Origin of the sequence: Tumebacillus lipolyticus, from assembly GCF_042682745.1 — a bacterium.
GTDB classification, from domain to species: Bacteria; Bacillota; Bacilli; order Tumebacillales; family Tumebacillaceae; genus Tumebacillus_A; species Tumebacillus_A lipolyticus.
The window spans coordinates 104,222-127,566 of record NZ_JBHUIO010000009.1 but is presented as its reverse complement, the minus strand read 5'-3'; the positions used below and the strand labels follow the sequence as shown (position 1 = coordinate 127,566).

Below are 23,345 nucleotides of genomic sequence, written 5' to 3'. Positions count from 1 at the left end.
AAAGGAGTTTGGATATGCAAAAATCACGATTTTTTCCATTTGAACGCAACCGCTACTTTTATGGCAAACTGCTCACCGTTCGTGATTTTGAATCGGAGCAGACCTATTTTAATGACAAGCGGCGCCTGCTCAACCGCCTGCTGTTCGGCACCGGCGTCGTCGCTGGACTGCAGGTTGTCAAGGTGGATGAGCGGTCGTTCTCGCTACAGGCGGGGGTAGGTCTTGACCACCTCGGCCGCGAGATCGTCGTCTCCGATCCGATGACCTACAATCTTTCCGTCGTGCCGGGCTTTGTCAACAACGGCGAATACACCAAGCAGATCTACCTCTGCATCGCCTATGACGAGAAGGGCAAAGAGCCGGTGCATTCGATCGCCAACACGTCTGTGCGAAAGGACGAGGTGAACGAGTACAACCGCATGTTCGAAGGGTACAAAGTGTTCGTTCGCGAAGAGGCGCCCGGCCTTTCCAAGTTTGAACATCACAACTTGGCGTTCACGACGTCCGAACTGTTCCAAGGCGGTGGCGTGCACATCTTGCATGAAGTCCCGCGCTATGTGCAGGCGGGTGGGGTGTTCGAAGCGAAGGTCATCGTCGAGCGAGCGTTGCAGACACAGCGGCTGCTGTTGGAGTTTGAACTGATGACCGCAGGGTGTGATCCGCTGGCGGGCAACAAGGTCACCTGCGAGATTCCACAGGGAGCGAAAGAGACGCGCTTTGAGTTTACCTATCAACTGCGGGCGCATGATTCGGCAAGCCATGATGCGACGGTCGCCATCCTGCGCGACAACTCGAAGATCGAGATCGGCAACGAGCAGGTGTTAGCCAACCTGCCGAGCATTCAAAACATCGAGATCGGGGCGAGCAGCTTCCGCGATCGCATCTTGGAAGAGTATTACGCTCGCTCGCTCGACAAGGCGCTGGAGGCAGATTCTGACTCCTGCCTGTACCTGGCAAAGATCTATCTTCAGCAGGCGGGCGCCGCATTTATGATCGACCATATCGAGACGGTGCCGTTTGGCGATCATATCTACAACCACTCGCTGTTGACCAATCTCGGTCTCGATCAGCAGGCGGCAAGCGTCGAACATCAGCTATCCGCGCATCCACACTTTCGCGTGCAGGCGGAGGCTGAGAAGCTGCCCGCCGATGAACAGCCGAAGTTTGATGTGCAGTATGACCCGATCAAGCAGGAGTTTTACTTCAAGCTTGGTCTGCCGGAAGGAAAGCGGGCGTCGGGGAGCAAAAACGCCGCGGGGAAAAACGCTCCTTTCAAGACGGCGGTCGGCTCGACGGAGCTGATGCTCTCCGGTGGGCATCGCACCGGCATCAACCCGTTTTCCAAGGGGGAGCGCATCTTCTACTCGGAAGAGATCGAGCATGGACTTGGTACGGGCGATGTATTGGTTCAAGTTGGTGTCGAGGAGTGCGATTCGCTGCTAAACCAAGGGGATGTGGTCTACTACGGAGATCAGGACGTGTTTTTCGATAGCGATTATGAATCCTATCTGCCCAAGCATTCGGTGGGCGTGCTCGTCTACCCGAAAAAGGGCACCTTTCGGATCGGCTTGAAGATCTACGGGGCGACTGAGATGAGCAAAGTGTGCATCCGCTGGTGGGCGATCCAAGCTCCGGAAGGAAGCGCCGCCTCCGCTCGGCCGTTCCGCTCAGAAGCTGCTTCTTCAGAAGAAGATGACGTATAGGAGGGGTTGACCTTGGCAAGACAGATGCAAGGAAAGGCGAAGGGCAATGCGAATTCCACCTCTGTCAGTCAGCAGAAAAACAACGCGCGAGCAACCTCTGGAACGCCGATGCAAAACACGTTGCTGCAGATGCAACGCTCTTTTGGCAACCAAGCGACGACCCGCTACTTGAGCGGTCAGATTCAGCGAAAAGCGGCGCAGAGGTCCCCGCTCGAAGAGGAAGAGGAGCTGCAGTTGAAGCAGGACCCTGCTCAGCGGATGCCGGAGGAAGAGGAGTTGCAGATGAAGCGCTCCGCTCCCATGCAAATGCAGAGCGCCGGCGCAAACAGGATGCCGGAAGATGTGCAGATGAAGATGGAGCAAGCGTTTCAGGCCGATTTTTCCGATGTGAAGATCCATGAGGGCAGCCGCGCTTCCGATGTGGGTGCGCTCGCCTACGCGCAGGGCAACGACATCCACTTTGCCCAAGGGAAGTTCGAACCGCACAGCCAATCTGGTCAAGAGCTGCTCGGCCATGAGCTCGCACATGTCGTCCAACAGCGACAGGGTCGCGTACAGCCGACCAGCTCGATCAACGGGCTTGCTGTCAATGACGATCCTTCTCTCGAACAGGAAGCTGACCTGCGCGGCAGGCAAGCGGCCAGCCTGAAGCTCGAAGAAGAATGAGCGGCAGCGATCGAAATGAAAAACCCCAAAAACCGTGGACAACATGGTTTTTGGGGTTTATTTTTTGGATTGGGCAGAGCATTCGGTTAGCTCTGCGTGGCGTTTTGATCGCTTTTCGAGCTACAGCGCGTAGGTGATCTCTGCGCGCGCGATCGTTGAGCCGTTATACGAGCAGTAGTACCAATAGTCGCCGATCTGATAGAGCGTCACATTGCCAGACTCGCGCACCACTTTAAGCGGTGGGGGGGCAGGCTCATCATCCTTGGGCGCATCGCCCGTCTTGCCGCCCGATTGGCCAGAGGTGCCACTTGGATCGGAAGCTGCATCTTTGGCAGCTTTCTTCATTTCATCCAGCATCTGCTGCAGCTCGGCCAACTGCTCCGCTCCCCATAGTTGCACCGAGGTGACTTTCGCCTCTTTCTGCTTTTCCGGGTCGGGATCGAGGTTGGTCGGGTCGAGCTCCGCCCGAAACAGCATGCTCTCTCCCGCATAGACGAGCTCCAGCGCCTTGACGCCTTGCTCGGAGATGCGGACATCTGTCGGCTTGCCCAGCAGCTCTTCCACCTTCTGCGGTGCGAGGCCGAGGAACCCGGGATAGAACGGATGACCGTACTGAAACGGCCCTTTGAATACGATGAAACCTTTTGGGTTGTATCGCTCACCAAGCCCATGCTCCCGTCCTGACTGAAACTGACCTTTGTAGCGCAAGACGCCGTCCGCATTGAACAGTTCCCCAGCGCCGTCATACTTGCCTGCGACAAAGGCGCCGACATAGATCGGCTTGCCCTTCTCCGCCGTCAGCTTGCCTTCGCCCTGATACTTGCCAGCCGCAAACTGACCTGCATATTTGACAAGTCCGTTGCTGTAGAACTCTTTGCCCTCGCCGCTGTAGAGCCCCTCTTTAAAATTGCCGTCGTAGAGCAGTTTGCCCGACAGCGCGTACAGTTTCCCAGCTCCCTGATAGCGGCCGGACGAAAACATGCCTTCATATACTTTGTTGCCGCTCTCCTCAAATAGTTTTCCCTCGCCATCGTACTGGTGGTTGAGGAAGAGGCCATCATATTTGACTTTTCCGGTCATGAAGTATTCGGTGCCTTTGCCCGCATACTTATCTTCGACGAACAGACCTTTGTACATCAGCTTGCCCGATTGGTAGTACAGCGTGCCATCTCCGGTCATCTTGCCTTGTTTAAAGGCGCCCGAGTAGCGAATGGCGCCGTTTGAATAGTAGGTTTTGCCTTCGCCTTCGTACACGTTGTCCACAAAGCTGCCCTTGTACAACAGCTGTCCCATTCCGTTGTACTTTTCGCCGCTCCCGTGCATCTTGCCGTCTTTCATCTCACCTTTGTACAGAATGTTGCCCGCACCGTTGTAGATGATGCCATTGCCCGAATACTTGCCCTTTTGCAAATCCCCTTCGTAGAGCAGAACGCCATGTTCGTCGACCACCTTGCCGTAGCCAGAGTAGGCGTCCACTTCCTTGGAGTTCTCGACAAACACGTTGCGCCCGAGCAGCTCGCGCAAGAAGGCTGGTGGATTCACACAGAGGAAATAGTAAGCCAGAATGGACAAGGCGATAGTCAGGAGGAGGATGATCAAGATCAGCCGTTTCGACACATAGAGGCTGCCGAAGCGGACGTAGTCCTTCAGCGACTTCTCTTTCGATTGAAGCGTCGCTTCAAACTTGGCTTGGGCCGCTTTGGGCAGATCGCGGATCGCAGCGATCCATTTTTGCACTTTGGCGATGAATGGCGTCACCACCGGCTTGATGATCTGATTGGATAATTGTAACAGCATTTTCATCAGGGCACCTGTATCGTCTGTTGGCCAGGCTGGGTGATCGAAATCACGCCACCCCAGTTGCACATCAGCTTAGAACTGTTATTTAAGGCCGGCATGTTCGCCACCTGCACCGTCGGACTGCCTGGCGCCCACGGTGCGGTGGTCACCGGGATGCAGGGCATCTGCGTCAGCACTCCTTTGTTGGCGGCGGTCGCCGCCGCGACGGTCGGATTGGCCAGCGATTTGCACATGCCAAACGGCAGAACGTTAACCATCGGTTTGTTGTCCATGATGTTTGCAATCGGCATTGAAGTCAACACTTTATTGATCGGAAGCACCATCAGCGCGCTCGGCGAGGCGCCAAAGCTACACTGCATCTGTGCTCCTCCGCATACCACAAACCCCATCGCAGTCTCCCCTTTTCAATTCCTCCTCTAAATGTACCATAAATTATCTCTTTATTGTTGTAAATTTAGATGCGAAATGATAGCGGTATGTAGTAAGATTGAAATTGTAGTTCATATTGTGGGAGGGGGCCTTCAAATTTTAAACCTAGGACGGAAAACTGCTGCAGTTTCTTTTCTCACCGTTTGTATGCTGACCGTGCAGAGCGCTCTGCCTGTCATCCAGCCCACAGCGGTCGTCTATGCAGCGCCATCGCTGTCGATCCAAGAGCTGGTGGAACGCGGGATCAAAACGAGCCCCGAGCTGAAGGATGTCACGAGCAACCTGCAAAAAAAGCAATATGAGTTGATTCAAGCGTATCAAGCGGTAAACAGCCAGGCGGAGAAAGATGCGAGCAAACATGCGAAAGAACACAGTTTAAGCCGCGACATCGACCTCGGAACGAAGATTCCGCTCGCGCAGTTTGAAGTGAAAAAGGCAGAGCGCGAGATCGAAAACAAAAAGCGGTCGCTCGCCCTGGAGATCGAGCAGCTTTACATAAACGCATATCAAGCACAGCTGTCTGTCCAAAAGGCGCAGATGACGTTGAAGAAGGCGGAAGCAAAAGCGGTTGATCTGTCGAACAAGGCGCTCTACGGGTATGCCAAGCGGGAGGATGTCGAGGCGGCCAAAGCGGAGGCGGAGGTGGCGCGCTCTGGGCTGATGGTGGCAGAGCTCGCCTTTAAGAGCAGCCGCAACGAACTCGGACTGAAGGTCAGCCTCGATCTGGATGGCCCGTTTTCGTTTGACGTGCCGCGCCAATATGCGCTGCTCAACCAAAGCTCGCTCTGGCAGCTGATCGCCCTTGCCGAGCGAGAAGATCTTGAGCTGTGGAAGGAGACGGAGGCGCGCCGACTGGCCGAATCGAAAGTCAGCCTCGTTCGCCAACTGTACACCAACAAGTTTGGACAAGAAGCGATGCAAATCCTCGAATCGACCTATTCCCCGACCAAGGAACCTGATTACGCCTCCTTTATGATCAAATACAACGAGTTGGCCGAGAGCATCGAACAGAAGTGGCGCGGCAAAACGTGGATTCTCGTCTTTTCGCTCCCGTTTCTGAAACAGGTGCCGAAAAAAGAGCTGCAAGGAGAGTATGAGGGCTTGCGCTACTTTGAAGACATTCAGAACTCTTTGCCGATCGCGATGCTCGAATCTGACAAAGCGCGCTTAAAAGAGAACGATGCGCGGCAGAAGCTCGCCGCCAAGATCAAAACGACCTATCTTGCGGTCAAACAGGCGGAAGAGACGCACATCCAAGCGATGAAAGCGCAAGATAAGGCGCGCGTCGCCACCAAAGATGCGGAACAGAAGCATCGCTTCGGACTGCTCAAGCAGGAGGAGCTCGATGCGATCAAAGCGTTAGAAGCGCAGGCGGGCGAAGTGGTGACCGCCACCTACCTCGCCTATCGAATGACGCTGTCGAAGTTGAACTTGGATACGTCTGGCGGCGTCGTCACCCGAAACGGCATCCTTCCATATCAGGTAGACAGCGGGTTGGATCCGCTGATCCAACCGCCCCGCGATGATCGCTCGCTCGGAGGCTGGAAACTGACACCAGCTGCAGAAGGGATGACCAGCAAGCTTTCGCTCGTCGATCTAAAAGAGGGAAGTGAAGTGACGCACTATTCGCTTCACTCCAAAAAGTCTGGCAAGCAGATCGGAGAGCGCATGCCGATCAAAGGAGAGGTGTTGCATTTAAACATCGTCTTCAGCGACATCAGCGACCTGTACATCGTGTTCTACAAAGGCGATACAAAGGGAGAAGAAGCGCTCTTGGAGGGGTATGCTCCAAGCGGAACGTTGATCAAGAAATAAAGGAGAATCGCCATGACGAAGAAACGAAGCAGTAAGTTTGTCGCTTTGTTGCTCGCCCTTTCACTGTGCAGCTCAGGGTTGTTCGCCGCGCCGAAAGCGACAGCAGCAGAGCGACCGACAGCGTCCAAAGTGGCGAGTGGACATCTTTTGATCGGTACGTATCTGATTCAGAAAGAGGCGCTGACAAAGCCTGTGCTCGATGCAGCCAAGTCGAGCAGCGACCAGTCGGACCAGGGCATGTTTTACAAGTCCGAATTTGCCGCTGGAACTTGGTTCAACATCAAAAACGGGTTTGATCTCTCGGCGATCCTCAACCCGAGCGGATCGCCGGTCACCAATGCGGAGATCGACAAGCTGAAGGTGACGATCTGGGTGCGGATGGAGTCGGGCAAACAGAAGATCGAATGGTTGGAAACACCAGTTGAGCTGGACAGGCAGATCGCCGAGCTCAAGGAGTTGCAGAGCAAAGCGGAGGAGGACAACAAGAAGGCGGTCGAAGCGAAGGATGACACGCTCGCCCTGCAGCTCTCGATCAAGGCGGCCTCCTTAAAAGCGCAGGTCGATTTTCTTCAAGCGCTAAAAGCTGGCGATAGCGACGGGGCGGCCGAAGAGCTCGATAAGCTCGCCAACCCGGAAAAGCTGTTGGAAAGCGCGGTCAAAGGTGCGCAAGCGGATCTGCAGAAAAAGCTGGAGGCAGATCTGGCACAGGTGGAAGCCGAATTGCAGGCGGCGAAAAACAGCGGCGATCTGGCAGCTGTGAAAAAGCTGTTGGCGCAGCGGCAGAAAGCGGAGGATGATCTGCTCGCCTTTAAAAAGGCTGTCCTTGCGACCGAACTGGAGAAGGCGATCGCAGGTAGCATGCAGCTGGCGCAAGATCTAAACGAGGCGATCAACACATCGCAGAGCAAGCGAGCAAAAGAGCTGTTGGAAAAGCTCGACGAGGTGGACAAGACCACCAAGCTGTTTCAGCATGCATTGCTCACGCTTCAGGTCACAGCGCTGGAAAAGCGCCTGCGGGAGGCGAGCAGCGCGGAGGAGATCGAAACGCTGAAGGGCAAGATCGCCGAGGTGAAGGAAGCATCGTTGGCTGAGGAAAAGAAACAGCTGCAAGCGGAGAGCAAGCTGATCGAGGTCGGGTTTCAAAGCGCGGAGAAACTTGCGCAAAAAGAGCTGGCCGCCCTGTTGCTCGCCAAGCTCAACACGATGGCTGCCCGTGTCCAAGAAATTCAGACCGCGAGGAAAGAGGGGCGTGTCACAGCGCTTCACGCGCAGGTCGCCCGCATCAAAGCGGAGATCGCAGCGGCGAAAGCGAAAGGTGCGGCAGAGCTGGCAGATCAGCTGTTGATCCCCCTGGTGCAGGCGGAGGCGGAGCTTACTGCTGAGGAGCAAGCGCTCGTCGATCTGATCTTCCAGATCGAGGAGGCGAAGCTGAAGCTGATCGACAAACTAAAACGGGCGACGTCAGAAGAGGCGGTCTTGTTGAATCAGGAGTTGACGGTGCTTGAGGGCAAACTGCTCGGCGCGCAGAAAGAAAAGCTGTTTGTAGAGAAAGAGCGAGCGGAGCAGAAGCAGAAGGAAGTGCAGTTGGAGACGGGCGGAGTGAAAAGCGCCTCGCTTCAGGAGCTGCACAAGGAGGCGATCCAGCGCATCCAGCAGATCGAAAAGCAAAAATATACGCCTGAAGAGCTTGAGCTGCTGCAGAGCTTGCAAAAACAGATTCAGAGCGAGCAGCCGAAAGCGACGGTGCTTCCGGTCGATCATCTGATCGCCAAGCGGGTGGACATCAAGTTTATGATGCCGCCGCTCATCCTGGAGGATCGCACTCTGATTCACATCCGGCCGATCTCCGAGTCGTTCGGTTCGGCAGTCAAATGGAACCAAGAGGAGCAGAGCGTCACGATCACCAAAGAGGGGACGACCGTCTACTGCAAGATCGGAGCGAAGACGGCGCTGGTCGACGGGCGTGAAGTGAAGCTCGATACCCCGCCTCGTCTCATCGCCGGTCGCACCGTCGTGCCGCTGCGATTTGTCATGGAAGCGCTCGGGCTTGACGTCGCTTGGGATGGCCCGACCCAGACGGTTGAGATCAAAGGGGGTATCAGCCGATGAGACGAAATCTTATCCGGCTCCTCATCCTGTTGCTCTTGATCTCGACGATCGGGTTCGTAACCTATCAAAACTCGCTGTATCTCGCGAAACCATCGTTCGACTCGTTGGTTCCGATAAAAAATGCATATCGAATCACATCAGACGCGAATGACAATTTTTACATCATCAGCGAAGCAAAGCAGTCGATTGTCAAATTGGGTCTGGACGGCACGCTCAAGTATAAGATCGAAGCGCCGCCCGTCTCCGAGTTTGCCAGCCTGAACACGAAAGAGGTGGCGATGACAGACGAGAACTTGTCGTTTGTCACGTTTGATCAGGTGTTGCCCGCTGAAGACGGGGGCTTGTACGCTGTGGTGCGGGTGATGGACATCAACGCCCTGACACTCAAGCATGAGGCGATCGTTCGATACGATGCGGATGGTGAGCTCGATTCGGACTGGGTCGGCTTCTCTCGTCCGTACTCGGTGACGGAGCGCTCCTCGCTGCGCGGTGGCACGATCCTCGCTTTGCAGTACAAGGCGGGTAAGCTGTTTCTGATCACACAAGAGTCTGAAGCTGAGCTCGACCTGAATGAATGGGACCCGGAGTTCAATCGCTTCAGCAAGGTGACCAGCGCGCATCTCCCGCTTGATACGACCGTCTCAGATATTGTCGGTGTCAAATCGAAAGAGTTGATCTACACCACGAAAAAGGGTGAGATCTATCGAGCGTCAGAACGGTTGTATCCGCAGAATCGAACAGGGCAGATCGGAACGTATGCGGAAGATGTGAAGCTGCTGGGGACGGACGTCTATTTCCTCGATCAATACGGCGAGAGTGTGAAGCGCTTCTCCCTGCTCGATCCTGCAAAGGTCGAGACGGTGTTTACGCAGAAAGAGGTTGCCTCCGCACTCGCTCAGCAGCTCAATGACGAGGAGGAGCGACCCGAATTCCCGATCAAGAGCTTAGGCGTGACGGAGAGCGGGAACTTGCTGGTGACGATCGATCAACATGCGGTGCTCTACACGCCAACGAAAGAATTCGTCCCGTTGAGCTATTCGAGCAGCACCAAGTTTCGTCAGTATTTGGTCTGGATCGGCGCAGCTGTGGCGGCGCTCCTGCTGCTTTTCATCCTGAAGATTCTCTATGTCGACATCATGCCCCGCTCGCTGATCTATAAGCAACTGTTCATCATGATTCCGTTGATCTCGCTGTCGATGCTTCTGCTCTCCTATCTGGTTCAAAAGGATTTTCGAGCAGACATCGAGGACGAGGTCAGGCGTTCACTGATCTATGTGGCGCACGATGGTCAAAATCTGGTCGACCCGGAGCAGCTGATCCGCATCAATTCGCCGCAGGACTATATGAGCGAAGCCTATCAAGCGATCAAGGCGAAACTGAACTTCCGCGATCATTATGGCAAGTTCTACATGATGGTGTATAAATACAAAGATGGCCGGCTGTACGAAGTGGTGGAAGATGACAACGATCTCCGCATGTTCGATTCGTTCGAAGTGGCGGTCGATGACACGGCGATCTCCGCCTGTATGGTCAGCGACCCATCCACTGGACAATTGCGGAAGATCGGCGCCGATTTTGATTACAACAGAGCGCTGGAGCATCAAGAGTACCTGACCTGCCAATCGGAAGATGAAAACGGGACTTGGCTCTTCGCGCTCGGACCGCTGTTCAACGCGGACAAGTCGAAGGTGATCGGCGTCTATGAAGCGGGGTTCAACATGCATGGCTTCGAACTGCGCATGGATAGCTACTGGTATGGCACGCTGCAAAAATTGACCGTGTTTGCGGTTCTGATCCTGCTCGTCGTGCTGACGGTGACGATCATCTTGCTCACCTCGATCCGCAACTTGAGCAACAGCGCCAATCAGATCGCCAAAGGGCGCTGGGGGACTCGTGTCGCAGTCAACTCGCAAGACGAGGTGGCGGCGCTGGGACACAGCTTCAACGACATGTCGACCCAAGTGGAGCGAAAAGTGATCGAGCTGCGCGAATTCCGCGATGGCTATCGACATTTTGTTCCGGAAAAGTTTTTGGACTACTTGGGCAAACCTGACATTCGCCATGTTGAGCTGGGCGATCAGGTGGAGCTGGAGATGAGCATCCTCGTCGTCAACATTCGCGATTTCCATCAGTTTATGGAGGACATGAAGGACAAGACGGAGGACAACTTCAACTTTATCAACCGCTTTCTCCATGTGATCTCACCGGTCGTCGACCACAACAACGGCAATGTGAGCAAGTATATGGATCATGGGATCTTGGCGGTGTTCCCCGACAGCCCGAGCGAGGCTGTGCAGGCGGCGGTGGAGATGAAGCGATCGATCGAGTCGTACAACGTTCGTCGCATCGAGCGGGGAAAGGCGCGCATCGAGGTGGGCATCGGCATTCAACACGGTCCGTTGATGCTCGGCATCATCGGGGCGGAGGAGCGCCTGGAGGTCAGCGTGATCTCAGACAGCGTGCAGGTGACGATGGTGTTTGAGGAGATTTCGGACAAGCTGGGTGCGACCATCCTCTTGCCCGCGCGCGTCTGGGTGATGATCGAAGATCGCGACAAGTATCGAGCGCGCAGCCTCGGCTTGCTCCTGATCAAGGAGAAGATGACCGAGCCGATCGAGCTCTACGATATCTTTGAGGCGGACGGTGAAGAGCAGTGCCGCTTGAAGCAAAAGACGAAGGAATTGTTCGAATCGGCGATCATCAAGTATCAGCAAGGTCGCTTTTACGATGCGCGCGAAGCGTTCTTAGAGGTCATTCGTCAAAATCCGGCAGACAAAATTGCGCAGCTGTACTTCTATGTTTGCGATGAAAACTTTAGAACCGGCTTGGAGTATGACTGGAAAGGAACGCTTGAAGTCTAGCAAAAGCAAAGAGCCTCTCAATCGAGAGGCTCTTTCTGTTTCGATGCGAGCAGTTGTTCCAACCGCTCTCTGGTGTTTTCTTCGCTGGTGGTGAGGAGTGGAGCGAGTTGGAATGCTTGGTTGTGCTCATCGATGTGATAAAGACGTATATGAACGGGGAGGTCAATGCCAATCGCTTGGAACGCCTCCAGATATTGAACGATCTGCTGGACGAATTGTGAATCGGATAGAGGGGAACAATCGACAGCCTCAAGAAAGCCATCTTGAAAGAACTGGGTATAAGAGAGCGTGTTTCGCGTGTGTGGAATCTTGATGTAGGAGGTGATGCTGTAGATATCATTCTCGGTGATGCACTCGGGTGAGGAAAGGGGTGCCAATGGATGGATGTCATACTCCTTCGGGTCAACAAACGCGCTTTCTGGAAACATGTGCAATACGAGTCGTGTCGTGCCTGCAGGCAGATCAAAGCCGGTGCGCCCTTCGATGACGCTTTGCAGACGGGAGATCGATTCATCCTGAATGACCTCTTGGAGAGATGGTTGATAATCGTACGGCATTTGGTCAAGTTGGCGTGTCAAATTTTCCACTTGCAACATCTCCTCTCTGAATGAGGGTGGGAAATTACCATCTAATCATATCACAATAATTACTCATATAAAACGATTTGATCAAGAGTAACATGTTTGATATTTATTCGATATAGAACTGAATTTTCTGCATCTGAAAGTGTAACTGCTGATCACCGATCGAAGGAGAAGGAAAAGAGAGCGAGCGCATCTGGACAGATGCGCTCGCTCTCTTTTGTTGTTGGCAACACGGGGGTTACACTCGGCAGTGACTGTTCGACGCTGCGCTGATCGAGCGGTATCGAACGATCAGCGCACCTCGTGAGAGACCGGTTTCCAGTTCTGAATGTGTTGTTCGCAGAGTTGACGCGCCTCGGCGATGACCTCATCCGGCGTTTTGCCCGTGGTGTTGAGCACCGCATACTCCCCATCCCAACTTAGCACTTCGCGCAGGGCGAGCTCAAAGTTGAGCGTGTATTCGACCGAGTTGACGACGCGCATGTCGGTCGCTTTCAGCTCATGCACCCGAGCGAGCAGGCGCCGTTTTAGCTCTTCGTGGTCTGCTGTCAGCAGGATGGTCAGATCTGGTGTGACCATGCGCGCACGAACCGGAGCAAAAGCTTCTTTCAGCTGGGAAAGCGGGGTTTTTGTATTCAGCGAAAAGATCGCTAAGTAGGTGGCAAAATAGCGATGACAGATGACGGGCAGCGTCTCCTGTGACTGCTTGACCTTTCCTGACGTATAGGTGACCGATGCAAAATAGTAGAGCAAGCGGCTGAAGTCATCCGCATCCTCATCGACAAAATCTCTGAAATCTCGCCATTCGGGAGACATTCCTTTATAAAAAGCAGCCCCTTGATCTTGCTCCAGTGCTGCGCAGACGGTGCTTTTGCCCGTTCCATCCACACCTTCAATCACCAAAAACGGGTTCATGCTTCAACACTCCTTTCGGATCGCGATCGATTGCGGTCAGCCTGATCGTCAAACCGCAGAACTGATTTTCAGCGGCGCGAACTGCGCACTGCAGACCGCTATCTCACCTCTTGCTTGCGATACCGCTCCTCCTGTTGAATCATCTCTTTCATGCCTTGAATTTCAAACAGTTGATCCATCGGGCTCAAATCATCCTGAATGGCGAGCAGGGAACCGGAAGATTTGAGCAGGGACAGCACGTGGTTCATCGCTTTGACAGCTGCCCGCAGCGCTTGATTCGCATAGATCACCACTTTGATGTTGTGTTCGACCATCTCCGGGAGCGTGATGCTCGGATAGGTGGTCGGAACGATCACCAGCGGCGTGTTCGAGTTCCAATGGCGGCAAAATTCGAATATTTCACGCGGGTCTTTTTGCTTCGAATGGATGAGGATCAGGTCGGCACCTGCCTCTTCATAGGCGGACGCGCGCGCCAATGTCTCTTCCATACCATGTCCGGCAATCAGCGATTCGACGCGAGCGATGACCACAAAATCAGGATCGTGCTGCGTGTCTTTCGCCGCACGAATCTTGGCGGCAAACTCGTCCTTCGGAGCGAGCGACTGATAGCCTGGGATGAAAGAGTTCATCTTCGGAAACACTTTATCTTCAATGCAGACGGCTGCGATGCCAGCCTTTTCATAATCGCGCACCATGCGAATGACGTTGTTCACATTCCCAAAGCCGGTGTCGCAGTCTGCGATGATCGGCAGATGAGTAGCATCGGCCATCTGCCGAGCCGCTTCAAGAAATTCAAACATAGTTAAAATGTTGGCATCCGGTTTTGCATGGGCGGTCGAGATTTCAAAACCGCTCGCCCACACCGCATCAAAACCGTTTTGTTCCACCAGCTTGGCGCCCAATGCGTTGTGTGCCCCCACCGCTTGAATGATGTGATCAGGCTGCTCAATCATCGTGCGCAATCTTTTTCTAGGATTCATTTCTGTTCCCACCTTTCAAGAAATTTCATCTGTAATCATAGTTTACAAGTGGATAATTCATCAATCAACCCTACTAAAAAAACTTATCCACTTATCTTGATTATTTTCTGATTATTTATATAATAGAGTAAACGGAAAACTTTTTCAAGCTAGTAAAACCGTTTCATTTCCGTTCCATCTGGATCTAAGAGGAGGTGCGAACGATGGAAAAAAGCTACGTAGTACGTCCGTTGCCGTTCATTGACGTTCGCGAACAGTAAGAGTTTTGGTTACGACTGTCTCTGAAGAGGGGAGGTGCCCGAACATGATCCGCAATCGCAAAGTCGAGCCTGTCGATTTTATTGACATTCGCAAGATCGTGATGGAAGTGCCGAGCTTCATCGACATTCGCAAGAAGTAATGGCGCTTTGTGATCCCGCTTGAGAGGAGGTGAAAGCAATGACCCGTAACCGCAGCGTAGAGCCGGTTGAATTTATCGATGTTCGTGGCCTCGTGATGGAACGCCCGGACTTCGTCGATATCCGCAAATAGTTCGGAGCTAAGAACCAAATGGGAGAGGAGGTGTGTACGATGGAACGCAACTACTACCAAGAGCCGGTTCAGTTCATCGACATCCGCAAAGGTTTTGTGCTGCATCCGGTTGAGTATGTCGACATCCGCAAGAAGTAACGCGGACAGACAACTTCTTTTTATCACTGTGAAGGAGGTGAATACACATGGAACGCAACATCGTTATGGAAACTGTACCGTACGTTGACCTCCGCAAAGGGTTCGTACTGCATCCGGTTGAGTACGTTGATATCCGCAAGAAATAATGCGGGTGAATCGCTTCGATACTTTTATAGGAGGTGAATGACATGCAACGCAACCTGCACTCGGAAACTGTTCCGTTCGTTGACATCCGCAAAGAGCTCGTTCTGCCGCAAGTAGAGTTTGTCGACATCCGCAAGTAATGCTTTTTTGATCCATCGAAAGGAGAGGAACGATTCCTCTCCTTTCTCCTGATTTTGAGCGGCTAAAGGAGTGAGACAAGGTGCAACAGTTGCTTCCTTTTTTGTATCGTCTGGCGCTGAGCCCCGATAAGAAAGATCCGAGCTTGATCCGAGCGTTTGAGGAAGTGCAAGAAGCGGTCAAACCGATCGCAGATGAAAACAAGATGATGGTGCCGATCTTGCAGTTGGAAGAATCGATGGGGCTGCACGAGGAGTACACCGAGCGGATGCGCACGCGCACGCTTCAGGATGAAGCGTTTACAGATGTGGTAAAAGCGCTGTCAGAGAACGGCATTCGCTTTATCTACATCAAGGGAAACGCGGTGAAAACCCTTTATCCGGAAGGCTGTCCACGGCAGATGGGCGACTACGACCTGGTGGTGCCAGACCTGGATGAGTTTTGGAAGCTGATCTCGCTGGTGATGGAGCTTGGGTTTGACTACCAGATGACGCCGTCTTTCGGCATCTTAAACGATGAGGTGGTCGGGGTCGGCGGGTTTTTCAAACAGCTGGACAACTGCATGATCGAATTGGAAGTGAGCGTCGGCTCGTTTGTCATGGGTGAGGTGAGCTGGCTGAGCGGAGATTTCTGGGGGGAATCGCGGCTGATCGACATCAACGGTGTCGATGTTCCGGTCCCGTCGCCAGAAGATATGATCTTGATCCTCACCGGGGAGTCGGTGGGCAACAAGCTGATTCGCCTTCGCGATGCGGTCGATCTTCATCTTCTGCTGGCCCAACCCGAACTTGATTATCACAAATTGCACGCACGTCTGAAACGCCATCATTTGGACATGGAATTTTATCAATTGATTCAATACTACGAGCAGGTCTCAGGTCAGAAAGCGAACATCCCCGAGTTTATGCTTGAGGGTTTCTCCAATAGATTGTTTGCCAAACATGAGCGTTTGCGGAAGCACTTCTACCATTACATTCCGTACAATGTGGATCAGGATGGTGTCTTCACAGCGCTCCTGTTGCAAGTGCTCAACCTGTACCGCAACAAATTTACCAACTGGACGGTCAGACGCAAGCGGTTGAAGCTGGTGCGCTTTTCGGAGAAGTTCTTCCCGGTGCTCGCCCGCTATAAGTTTCGTATCCTCGCCCACCTGATTCCGGTGCCGAGCGGCGATCCTGGTGCTTACCGCTGGATTCGTCTCAAGGGGAAGATGGTCGTTCGCACGCCGGTCGGCTGGTTTGTGGCAAGCTGTTTCGGGCTGGAGACGAGAGAAGAGCTGATTGAGCTGGACCGCGCGATCGCCGAACACTGTGCGACGGGGAGCGAGGCGTGAGCGGGATGAACATGCCGCTCACCCACGCGGCGGCAGACAAGCCAAAACCGCTGTGGCGCAACCGTCAATTTTTATATCTGTGGATCGGAACCTGCTTCTCCGGGCTTACCTTTCACATCTACACGCTCGGGCTGCCGCTGATGATCTACGACCTCTCGCACTCGACGCTCGCGATGAGCTCGATGGCGGTGATGAACATGTTGCCCTACGTGCTGTTCGGCATGCTGGTCGGGGTGATCGTCGATCGCTTTGATCGCAAGCGGCTGATGCTCGGGGCGGTCGGCCTACAGATTGCGATCCTGATGCTGCTGTTCGCCTTTTTGTCATCGGGGGTGAAAGAAGTCTGGGTGCTGTATCTGCTCGGCTTTTGGCTGACGACGTTCGGCTATGTGTTTCAAAATTCCTATAACAGCATCATCCCCTTGCTGATGGAGCGCGAGCAATTCGTATCGGCCAACGCGACGATCAACTTTCTGAACACGATGATCAACGCGATCGGGCCGACCGTCGCAGGTGCGATGCTCTTGATGATGAACTATCGATATGGACTGCTGATCACCGTCGCAGGCTTTACGATGCTCTTCCTGTTCACCAGCCTGATGCGATTGCCGCAGGTGGAACGGCCGAAGCCTGCCGACGGGCGCAAGACGACGATTCGCGAGGAGATTCGCGAAGGGTGGCAACAGCTGCTGTTGACGCGGGAGCTGTTCACGATCACGCTGCTCGTCCTCGGCGTCAATTTTGTGACGACGTTCGCCGGAGCGGTGATCGTGTTCTACGCGCTCGACGTGCTGAAGCTGGAAACGGGCTCGCTCGGCATGGTGTTATCCGCGTCTGCGCTCGGCAGCCTCTGCTCAACGTTCCTCGCCAAGCCGAGCATGAAGTGGGGACGGCGCGGGAAATTGTTGGTCGGATCGGTGCTCGTCGCCTCGATCGGACAGGCGGTGCTGTTCTTCTCGGCGCACTGGCTGATGCTGGCCGGCGGTCTGTTCATCCTCGGTGCAGCGCTGACCTTCTCCAACATCCACACGCATACGATCCGCCAGGAGGTGACGCCCAACCACCTGCTGGGCAGGGTGGCGGGCACGACGTCGATGCTGGCGAAAGTTTCTGCTCCGATCGGGCTGTTGCTCGGCGGACTGAGCGGCGAGTATGTGGAGCCGCACTATATTTTTCTTACCGCCTCGCTGTTGTTTTTGATGCTCGCGCTCGTCGCGATGAAAAATAAACTTTTGGAGATCGCCTAAATGTCATCTGCTCTGGAGCGGATGACATTTTTCGTTTGCCATCTATAGCAAAGCGTGGTACCCTCAAAATAAATTCTAAATCTTGTAAAATATGCGAGGTATGAGATGAGAAAAGGGAATCGCAGGTGGCGCTTGGCAGTTGCGGCGCTGACAGCAGTGTGCCTGATCGGTGGCGGAGCATCTGTCGCATCGGCAGCAGATCAGGTGAAGATGGGCGTTTCTGTCGGCTTTGAAGGATCGTTCAAGGCACAGACATGGACGCTCGTCCAAGTGACGCTGGAAAACAACGGCTCCGACTTTAAAGGAAACGTAGAGATTTCAGAAAAAAACAACAACAATCACCAAATGTCTAGCTATTATGGATCATATACGAAGCAGGTTGTGCTGCCAAAAGGAACGACCAAACAGGTGCTGATCGAAGTGCCAGCCGACTACCTGAATCAAGAGCTCGATGTGCGCTTGCTCGATGAGAGCGGCCGCGTGGAGACGACGATCAGCCCGCAGGCGACCACGCCGATTCGCGACGCGCTGCTGATCGGTGCGATCTCGGCGAAGGAGGCCGATCTGAACTTTTTTACCAAGACGGCAGGGCCTGGCATCGGTGAGAAAGTGCTCGTTCGCCAGTTGGACGGCACCAATCTGCCGGAGAAATCAGATCTGCTGAAATCGCTCGACGTGCTGGCGATCAACCATGCACCGAAAGAAAAGCTCAGCGCCGAGCAGATCGAAGCGATCAAGTCATGGGTGCAAAGCGGCGGCAACCTGCTGCTCTCCGGCGGTGCGCAGTTTGCGGGCGGAGCGGGGCTGTTTGCCGATCTCTCGCCGGTCACCGTGTCGGGCATCGGTGAGGTGAGCGATCTGTCCGATCTGGAAAAGGTGTCCGGTCAGAAGCCGACCGAAAGCGTGCTCACCGTGACGACAGGCTCCTTGAAGGCAGGGGCGAATTCGATCGCCAAAGCGGGAGATATGCCGCTGCTCGCCTGGCAGCAGGTAGGCGCGGGCAGGGTGTTTTATGCAGCTTATGACCTCAGCGTGGAACCGCTCGCTTCGTGGTCGGGAAACGACGAGCTGTGGGTGAACGTTCTTGCACAGCGCGAGATGAACGGATCGATCGAAAGGGGCGATAACGGCTACTATCAATTGCAGCAGCTGGCCAACCTCGCCTCCTCATTTCCAGATTTGGTGCCATCGCTAAAAGGGATGGCGCTCACGTTTACCGGCTATGTGCTGATCGCAGGCCCGCTCCTCTACCTGATCTTGCGGCGCAAGCGGAAGAGCGAATGGGCGTGGGGATTGATCCCGCTCACCTCGCTCGCGTTTGCTGTCGGGATCTATGGACTGGGGTCGCTTGAGCGGGGGACAGGGCCGATCACCCAGTCGCTCGGAGTGATCAACGTGAACAGCGAGGATTCGGCAGAGCTGAACTCGATCGCCTCGTTTGTCATGCCGAACGGCGGCGACTACAAGGTCGATCTGAAGATCGACGGCTCGCGCATCGCACCGTTCGATTCAAAGCGCAGTTATGGTGCTTCTGCGAACGCCCGCGCCCAGATGCAGCAGGATGTCGGGCAGCAGGCGCTCCTCTATCAAAATGTTGAATTTTTCTCCTCCCGGGAGGCGGAGTTGACGGCGACGATCAATGGGCTCGGTCAGATCGAAGCAGATCTGACGATTGATGCGGATGGCAAGCTGACCGGAACGCTGGTCAACCGATCGAAGATGGATCTTGAGCAGGCGTTTTTGCTGATCGGAACACAGCCGTTCATGATCGATGATCTGCCGGCTGGCGAGAGCAAGAACATCGAGGTCACCTATCAGTACTCGGCTCCTTCGATCGGAATGCCGATGATGCAGAATTTGCGAAATCAAATCTTCCCTCGCCAATATGGCCCATTTGGTCCCGACCTGGAAGAGGAGCGGCGCGGCGCCCTTATGGAAGCGATCTTGTACCCGACTGAGACGGGGGAAGGACAAGTGACGCTGTTTGGATTTTCTTCAACGCCACTTGATCTGTTTGTGGTTGACGGGAAAGAGCCGCGTGAAACGACCTACAATCTCATCAAACAATCGTTCGCTTTGCAACCGAGAGGCGGACAGTTGAACTGGCCACTCGGTACGGTTCAGCCGAGAATCTCCGGGACGGAGGGCAAAGTTGGCATCAATCCTTATGAAGTGGTGCTGGAGGCGGGAAGCATCCTCTTAGAATACGATCTGAAGCGAACTGCCAACGTGCAGGTGACGAAGGCGCAGATCGATCTGGACAACAGGGCATTCGCTCTGTTTGACAAGCAATATTACAACTGGCAAACGAAAGTTTGGGAACAGCCGAGTGCAGAACAGCAAAAAGAGCTTTCAGGTGCTGCCTTGCAGAAATACCTCTCTCCTGAAGGCAAGCTGTTGCTGAAGCTTGGCAGCACTTCGTGGCAGCCTGGCGGGCTCTCGCAGTTACCGAGCATGGGCATGGAAGGAAAGGTGTCGCAATGATCCGCACAGTCGGTCTCACGAAACGATATGGCAATTACAAAGCGGTCGATGATCTGAGCATGCACATCGAGAAGGGATCTTGTTTCGGCTTTGTCGGTCCAAACGGTGCGGGGAAATCGACGACGATGTCCGTGTTGGCCACCTTGCTTGAACCGACAGCAGGACACGCGTATGTCGGTGGATATGATGTGGTCGAGGAACCTGCCAAAGTTCGCCAGCTGATCGGCTACATGCCCGACTTCTTTGGCGTGTACGACAGCTTGACCGCGGTGGAGTATTTGGAATTTTACGCGGGAGCCTATAAGGTGCCCAAGGAAAATCGATCCGCGCTGATCAAAGACCTGTTGGAGTTGGTCAACCTCTCCGGCAAGGCGGACGCTTTTGTCGATACGCTTTCCCGCGGGATGAAGCAGCGGCTCGGCCTTGCTCGCTGTCTGATCCACGATCCAGAAGTATTGATCTTGGATGAACCGGCGTCCGGCCTCGACCCGCGGGCGCGGATCGAGATGAAAGAGATTTTGAAGGCGCTGCGGGGGATGGGAAAGACGATCCTGATCTCCTCGCACATCCTGCCAGAGCTTGCGGAGATGTGCGATACGATCGGCATCATCGAGCAAGGAAAGATGATCGCGCTCGCACCGGTCGATCAGATCGCTGCGCAGGTTGCCGGTCACCGCGTGCTGCGCATCCGCCTCTTGGATCGCATCGAAGAGGCCGGATACCTGCTTGAGCAGTCGGAGCTCGTCACCAATGTTGACATCGAAGGAAATGCGCTGTTGGTCACCTATACGGGCGATGATAACGGTCAGGTCACGCTGCTCGCCTCCTTGGTCAGCGGCGGCTATCCGGTGCTGTCCTATGCGGAAGAGGCGGGGAATTTGGAAGAGGTGTTCCTGACGGTGACGAAAGGGGTGGGATCATGATCCAAAAGTTGATGTCGCTCGAATTTGTGACAAATCCGATCTTGCTCCGCGAGTTTCGGTCGCGGATGAGAACGCCGAAGACGGTGGTGCTGATCTGTCTGTATCTGGCGATTCTCGGCGGCTTGACGATGGCGTTTATCTTCGTCAACAACATCTCGTCTGTCGTTCGTCCGGGCGAGAACAAATATATCTTTCTCGCCGTGGCGATTATTCAGCTGATCTTGCTCGCGTTTGTCGCGCCAGGGCTGACGGCAGGTGCGATCTCTGGAGAGCGGGAGCGCCAGACATTAAACATCTTGCTGACCACGCATCTGTCACCATTTAAGATTCTGCTATCCAAGCTGATCTCGTCGATGGCATTTATCTGGCTCGTCCTGTTCTCCACGCTGCCGCTCTACGCGATCGTCCTCCTGCACGGGGGCGTGGCGCCGATCAAACTGCTCGCCATGTTCGCCTTTTACTTGGTCGTGATCATCTCCTTCGGCATGATCGGGCTGTTCTGTTCGACCTGGTTTAAGCGGACGGGCATTGCGGTCGTCGTCTCCTATATGGTCATGCTCTTCCTGCTCGGCGGAACAGCAGTGCTGGGGGAGATGATCAACATGTTTATGAACGCGTTGACCGGTGTGTACGCTCAACGACCGAGCTTGATGTACATCATGGCGCTCAATCCGGTCTACAACGTGTGGCAGATCTTCGAGCCGGACGGCTATATGTTCGGCGCGTCGAGCAACCCGCTGATCATGCCTCCGTGGCTCTATTTCTCACTGGTCTATCTGTCCAGCTCCACCCTGTTGATGTGGCTCAGCGTCCGGTTGTTGACGCCGGTCAAGCGTCGCAGAAGTGAGCAGCAAACAACAGAACAGCAACAGGAGGTCAGCCCATGATTCCGCGCGAACTGATCACCGGACTTCATCCGGTGCGCCGTCGGTTGTGGATTCGGCAAACGATCTATCAGGCAGGCTTTGGTTTATTCGGCGGTCTAGGAGCAGCATGTTTGCTGCTCCTGATCGCCCGTTTCGTTCCTATCCTGCATAACGAGCTGTGGGCGGGCAGCTTGGTCCTGCTCGGCCTGCTGGCCGGCGCGGTCTACAGCTGGCTGAAGCCGCCCTCCATCCAGCAGGCGGCGCGGGTGGTCGATCGCTACAAGCTGCAGGATCGGGTGAGCACGGCGCTGCACTTCGCAGAGGAGACGTCTGCTGTCGCCGAGCTACAGCGCCGAGAAGCGGTGAGCATGCTGCTCACACTGCGCGAGCAAACTCCGCAGATGGTCAGGTACGATGTGCCGCGCAAAGCGACGATCGCGCTGTGCGCCTTCGCCCTGTTCGCCGTCGCGCTCACCGTGTGGGACAATCCGCAAAATCGGATCGCCATCGAGCGCAAGCAGGTGCAAGATGAGGCGGAAAAAGCTGCGGATGAAGTGAAGAAAGCGCTCGAAGAAGCGAAGAAGGCGCAGCTGAGCGAAGCGGATCTCGCCAAGCTAAAAGAGGCGGAGCAGAAGCTGCTCGAAGAGTTGAAAGAGGCGCAGACAAAAGAGGATCTTGAGCGCGCTCTGGCAAAGGCGCAGCTGAAGGTCAAGTCGATCGAGGATGAGATCGCAGCCAGACAAAAGGATCTGGCGAAAGTTTCAGATGCGCTCGCACAGGCGGAAGCGTCAAAAAAGCTGGCCGAAGCGATGAAGAATGGCGATCAGCAGGCGGTGCAAAAGGCGCTTGAGGAGATGAAGGAGCAGCTCGCCAACCTGACAGACGAACAGCGCAGCCAGTTGGCTAATGCGCTGGCCAGCGCTGCTGGGCAAGCGTCCAGCCAGCAATTGAAACAGGCGCTGCAGTCGGCAGCGCAGCAGATGCAGCAGGGGAACGTGCAACAGATGCAAAACATGGTCGCGTCGCTCGGCAACCTGTTGAACGGTTCGACCTCCACGCAGACTGCCGGTCTGCAGCAGCTCGGAGCATCGCTCGCCCAAGCGGGAGGGACACCGGGCGGCGTTTACGCCGACGCGGGAAACACGGGGCAACCTGACGATTCTTCCGGCGATCCCTCCTCAGACGGGCAGAGCGGAAACAGCTCGGGCAACGGAAATAGTAACGGTAATGGAAGCGGGAATGGCAACGGAAATGGTAACGGAAATGGTAACGGAAATGGAAACGGTAATGGAAACGGTAATGGAAACGGTAATGGAAACGGTAATGGAAACGGTAATGGAAACGGAAGCGGCAGTGGGCAAGGCGGAAATGGCGCAGGTGCTGGTGGTTCGGGATGGGGCACCGGTGCGGGAGGTCGCGAGTCGATCATGGTCCCTGCCGGCCAGTTCGGTGTAGGCGAGCAGGGAAGCGATGCAAGCGGCCCCAAGCATCAGGGACAAGGTGAGATGGTCTCCGGCAGCGGTCAGGTGACGCCAGGTGTCGTCCGCCCTTACCAGGAGGTATACCGCGAATATGCGGACTATGCGCGAGAGAGCGTTGATCGCAGTTCCTTGCCGCTCAGCGAACAGGAACTGGTGCGCGATTATTTTTCGGAGATCGCTCCGTAGGAGGTTATCGAA

16 protein-coding genes are annotated in these 23,345 nt (G+C 54.8%); 11 read left to right on the top strand and 5 right to left on the bottom strand.

What is annotated here, in order from left to right:
- Positions 1-14 precede the first annotated feature (14 nt).
- Positions 15-1,703: a hypothetical protein gene (locus ACFSOY_RS14550; protein ID WP_386047788.1), complete on the top strand. Its 1,689-nt coding sequence runs from the start codon at positions 15-17 to the stop codon at positions 1,701-1,703.
- 12 nt (positions 1,704-1,715) lie between these two features.
- A complete protein-coding gene (locus tag ACFSOY_RS14545) occupies positions 1,716-2,369 on the top strand; it encodes an eCIS core domain-containing protein (RefSeq protein WP_386047786.1) in 654 nt (217 codons plus the stop codon).
- 120 nt (positions 2,370-2,489) lie between these two features.
- Here ACFSOY_RS14545 and ACFSOY_RS14540 read toward each other — a convergent pair whose 3' ends face one another.
- Together ACFSOY_RS14540 and ACFSOY_RS14535 are read right to left on the bottom strand one after the other, a co-directional pair.
- Entirely contained in the window at positions 2,490-4,166 is a 1,677-nt protein-coding gene (locus ACFSOY_RS14540) for an MORN repeat-containing protein (RefSeq protein ID WP_386047784.1), read from the bottom strand.
- A 5-nt stretch (positions 4,167-4,171) separates the two neighbouring features.
- Positions 4,172-4,558, bottom strand: coding sequence for a DUF4280 domain-containing protein (locus tag ACFSOY_RS14535; protein WP_386047782.1), 387 nt, complete (start codon positions 4,556-4,558; stop codon positions 4,172-4,174).
- A gap of 196 nt (positions 4,559-4,754) precedes the next feature.
- On the opposite strand from ACFSOY_RS14535, the gene ACFSOY_RS14530 reads away from it, so the two are divergent.
- The 3 genes from ACFSOY_RS14530 to ACFSOY_RS14520 are packed head-to-tail and all read left to right on the top strand — an operon-like array spanning position 4,755 to position 11,383.
- Entirely contained in the window at positions 4,755-6,413 is a 1,659-nt protein-coding gene (locus ACFSOY_RS14530; RefSeq protein ID WP_386047781.1) for a TolC family protein, read from the top strand.
- 12 nt (positions 6,414-6,425) lie between these two features.
- On the top strand, positions 6,426-8,522 hold the full coding sequence (locus ACFSOY_RS14525; protein ID WP_386047779.1) for a stalk domain-containing protein: 2,097 nt from the start codon (positions 6,426-6,428) through the stop codon (positions 8,520-8,522).
- Positions 8,519-11,383 carry an adenylate/guanylate cyclase domain-containing protein gene (locus tag ACFSOY_RS14520; protein ID WP_386047777.1) on the top strand — a complete coding sequence of 955 codons (2,865 nt, stop codon included), beginning with the start codon at positions 8,519-8,521 and terminating at the stop codon, positions 11,381-11,383. Before ACFSOY_RS14525 ends, ACFSOY_RS14520 begins: the two co-directional genes overlap by 4 nt.
- Positions 11,384-11,400: 17 nt before the next feature.
- On the opposite strand, the gene ACFSOY_RS14515 is transcribed toward ACFSOY_RS14520, so the two are convergent.
- The 3 genes from ACFSOY_RS14515 to ACFSOY_RS14505 form a co-directional block, all read right to left on the bottom strand.
- The gene (locus ACFSOY_RS14515) at positions 11,401-11,970 is read right to left on the bottom strand and encodes a hypothetical protein (RefSeq protein WP_386047775.1); all 570 of its coding nucleotides are present in this window, start codon (positions 11,968-11,970) and stop codon (positions 11,401-11,403) included.
- 288 nt (positions 11,971-12,258) lie between these two features.
- Entirely contained in the window at positions 12,259-12,882 is a 624-nt protein-coding gene (locus tag ACFSOY_RS14510; protein ID WP_386047773.1) for a nucleoside/nucleotide kinase family protein, read from the bottom strand.
- A gap of 98 nt (positions 12,883-12,980) precedes the next feature.
- Complete coding sequence (locus ACFSOY_RS14505) at positions 12,981-13,862, bottom strand: isocitrate lyase/phosphoenolpyruvate mutase family protein (protein WP_386047771.1); 882 nt, start codon at positions 13,860-13,862, stop codon at positions 12,981-12,983.
- 1,033 nt (positions 13,863-14,895) lie between these two features.
- Between ACFSOY_RS14505 and ACFSOY_RS14500 the strand changes: the two genes are divergently transcribed.
- From ACFSOY_RS14500 to ACFSOY_RS14475, 6 genes are all read left to right on the top strand, one after another.
- Positions 14,896-16,146, top strand: a complete 1,251-nt coding sequence (locus ACFSOY_RS14500; RefSeq protein WP_386047769.1) for a nucleotidyltransferase family protein — start codon at positions 14,896-14,898, stop codon at positions 16,144-16,146.
- A 5-nt stretch (positions 16,147-16,151) separates the two neighbouring features.
- Positions 16,152-17,393 (top strand): MFS transporter, encoded by a 1,242-nt coding sequence (locus ACFSOY_RS14495; protein WP_386048351.1) that lies wholly within the window; start codon positions 16,152-16,154, stop codon positions 17,391-17,393.
- Positions 17,394-17,498: 105 nt separating this feature from the next.
- Entirely contained in the window at positions 17,499-19,877 is a 2,379-nt protein-coding gene (locus ACFSOY_RS14490) for a DUF7408 domain-containing protein (protein ID WP_386047767.1), read from the top strand.
- The gene (locus ACFSOY_RS14485; RefSeq protein ID WP_386047765.1) at positions 19,874-20,800 is read left to right on the top strand and encodes an ABC transporter ATP-binding protein; all 927 of its coding nucleotides are present in this window, start codon (positions 19,874-19,876) and stop codon (positions 20,798-20,800) included. Before ACFSOY_RS14490 ends, ACFSOY_RS14485 begins: the two co-directional genes overlap by 4 nt.
- Positions 20,797-21,687, top strand: coding sequence for an ABC transporter permease (locus tag ACFSOY_RS14480; RefSeq protein WP_386047763.1), 891 nt, complete (start codon positions 20,797-20,799; stop codon positions 21,685-21,687). Before ACFSOY_RS14485 ends, ACFSOY_RS14480 begins: the two co-directional genes overlap by 4 nt.
- The gene (locus tag ACFSOY_RS14475) at positions 21,684-23,333 is read left to right on the top strand and encodes a hypothetical protein (protein WP_386047762.1); all 1,650 of its coding nucleotides are present in this window, start codon (positions 21,684-21,686) and stop codon (positions 23,331-23,333) included. Before ACFSOY_RS14480 ends, ACFSOY_RS14475 begins: the two co-directional genes overlap by 4 nt.
- Positions 23,334-23,345 lie beyond the last annotated feature (12 nt).

Bases quoted from the DNA above. Each gene is read 5' to 3' on its own strand.
- ACFSOY_RS14520 (WP_386047777.1), top strand. From the start codon at position 8,519: ATGAGACGAAATCTTATCCGGCTCCTCATCCTGTTGCTCTTGATCTCG.
- ACFSOY_RS14475 (WP_386047762.1), top strand. From the start codon at position 21,684: ATGATTCCGCGCGAACTGATCACCGGACTTCATCCGGTGCGCCGTCGG.
- ACFSOY_RS14495 (WP_386048351.1), top strand. From the start codon at position 16,152: ATGAACATGCCGCTCACCCACGCGGCGGCAGACAAGCCAAAACCGCTG.
- ACFSOY_RS14480 (WP_386047763.1), top strand. From the start codon at position 20,797: ATGATCCAAAAGTTGATGTCGCTCGAATTTGTGACAAATCCGATCTTG.
- ACFSOY_RS14490 (WP_386047767.1), top strand. From the start codon at position 17,499: ATGAGAAAAGGGAATCGCAGGTGGCGCTTGGCAGTTGCGGCGCTGACA.
- ACFSOY_RS14535 (WP_386047782.1), bottom strand. From the start codon at position 4,558: ATGGGGTTTGTGGTATGCGGAGGAGCACAGATGCAGTGTAGCTTTGGC.
- ACFSOY_RS14505 (WP_386047771.1), bottom strand. From the start codon at position 13,862: ATGAATCCTAGAAAAAGATTGCGCACGATGATTGAGCAGCCTGATCAC.
- ACFSOY_RS14525 (WP_386047779.1), top strand. From the start codon at position 6,426: ATGACGAAGAAACGAAGCAGTAAGTTTGTCGCTTTGTTGCTCGCCCTT.
- ACFSOY_RS14485 (WP_386047765.1), top strand. From the start codon at position 19,874: ATGATCCGCACAGTCGGTCTCACGAAACGATATGGCAATTACAAAGCG.
- ACFSOY_RS14510 (WP_386047773.1), bottom strand. From the start codon at position 12,882: ATGAACCCGTTTTTGGTGATTGAAGGTGTGGATGGAACGGGCAAAAGC.
- ACFSOY_RS14550 (WP_386047788.1), top strand. From the start codon at position 15: ATGCAAAAATCACGATTTTTTCCATTTGAACGCAACCGCTACTTTTAT.
- ACFSOY_RS14540 (WP_386047784.1), bottom strand. From the start codon at position 4,166: ATGCTGTTACAATTATCCAATCAGATCATCAAGCCGGTGGTGACGCCA.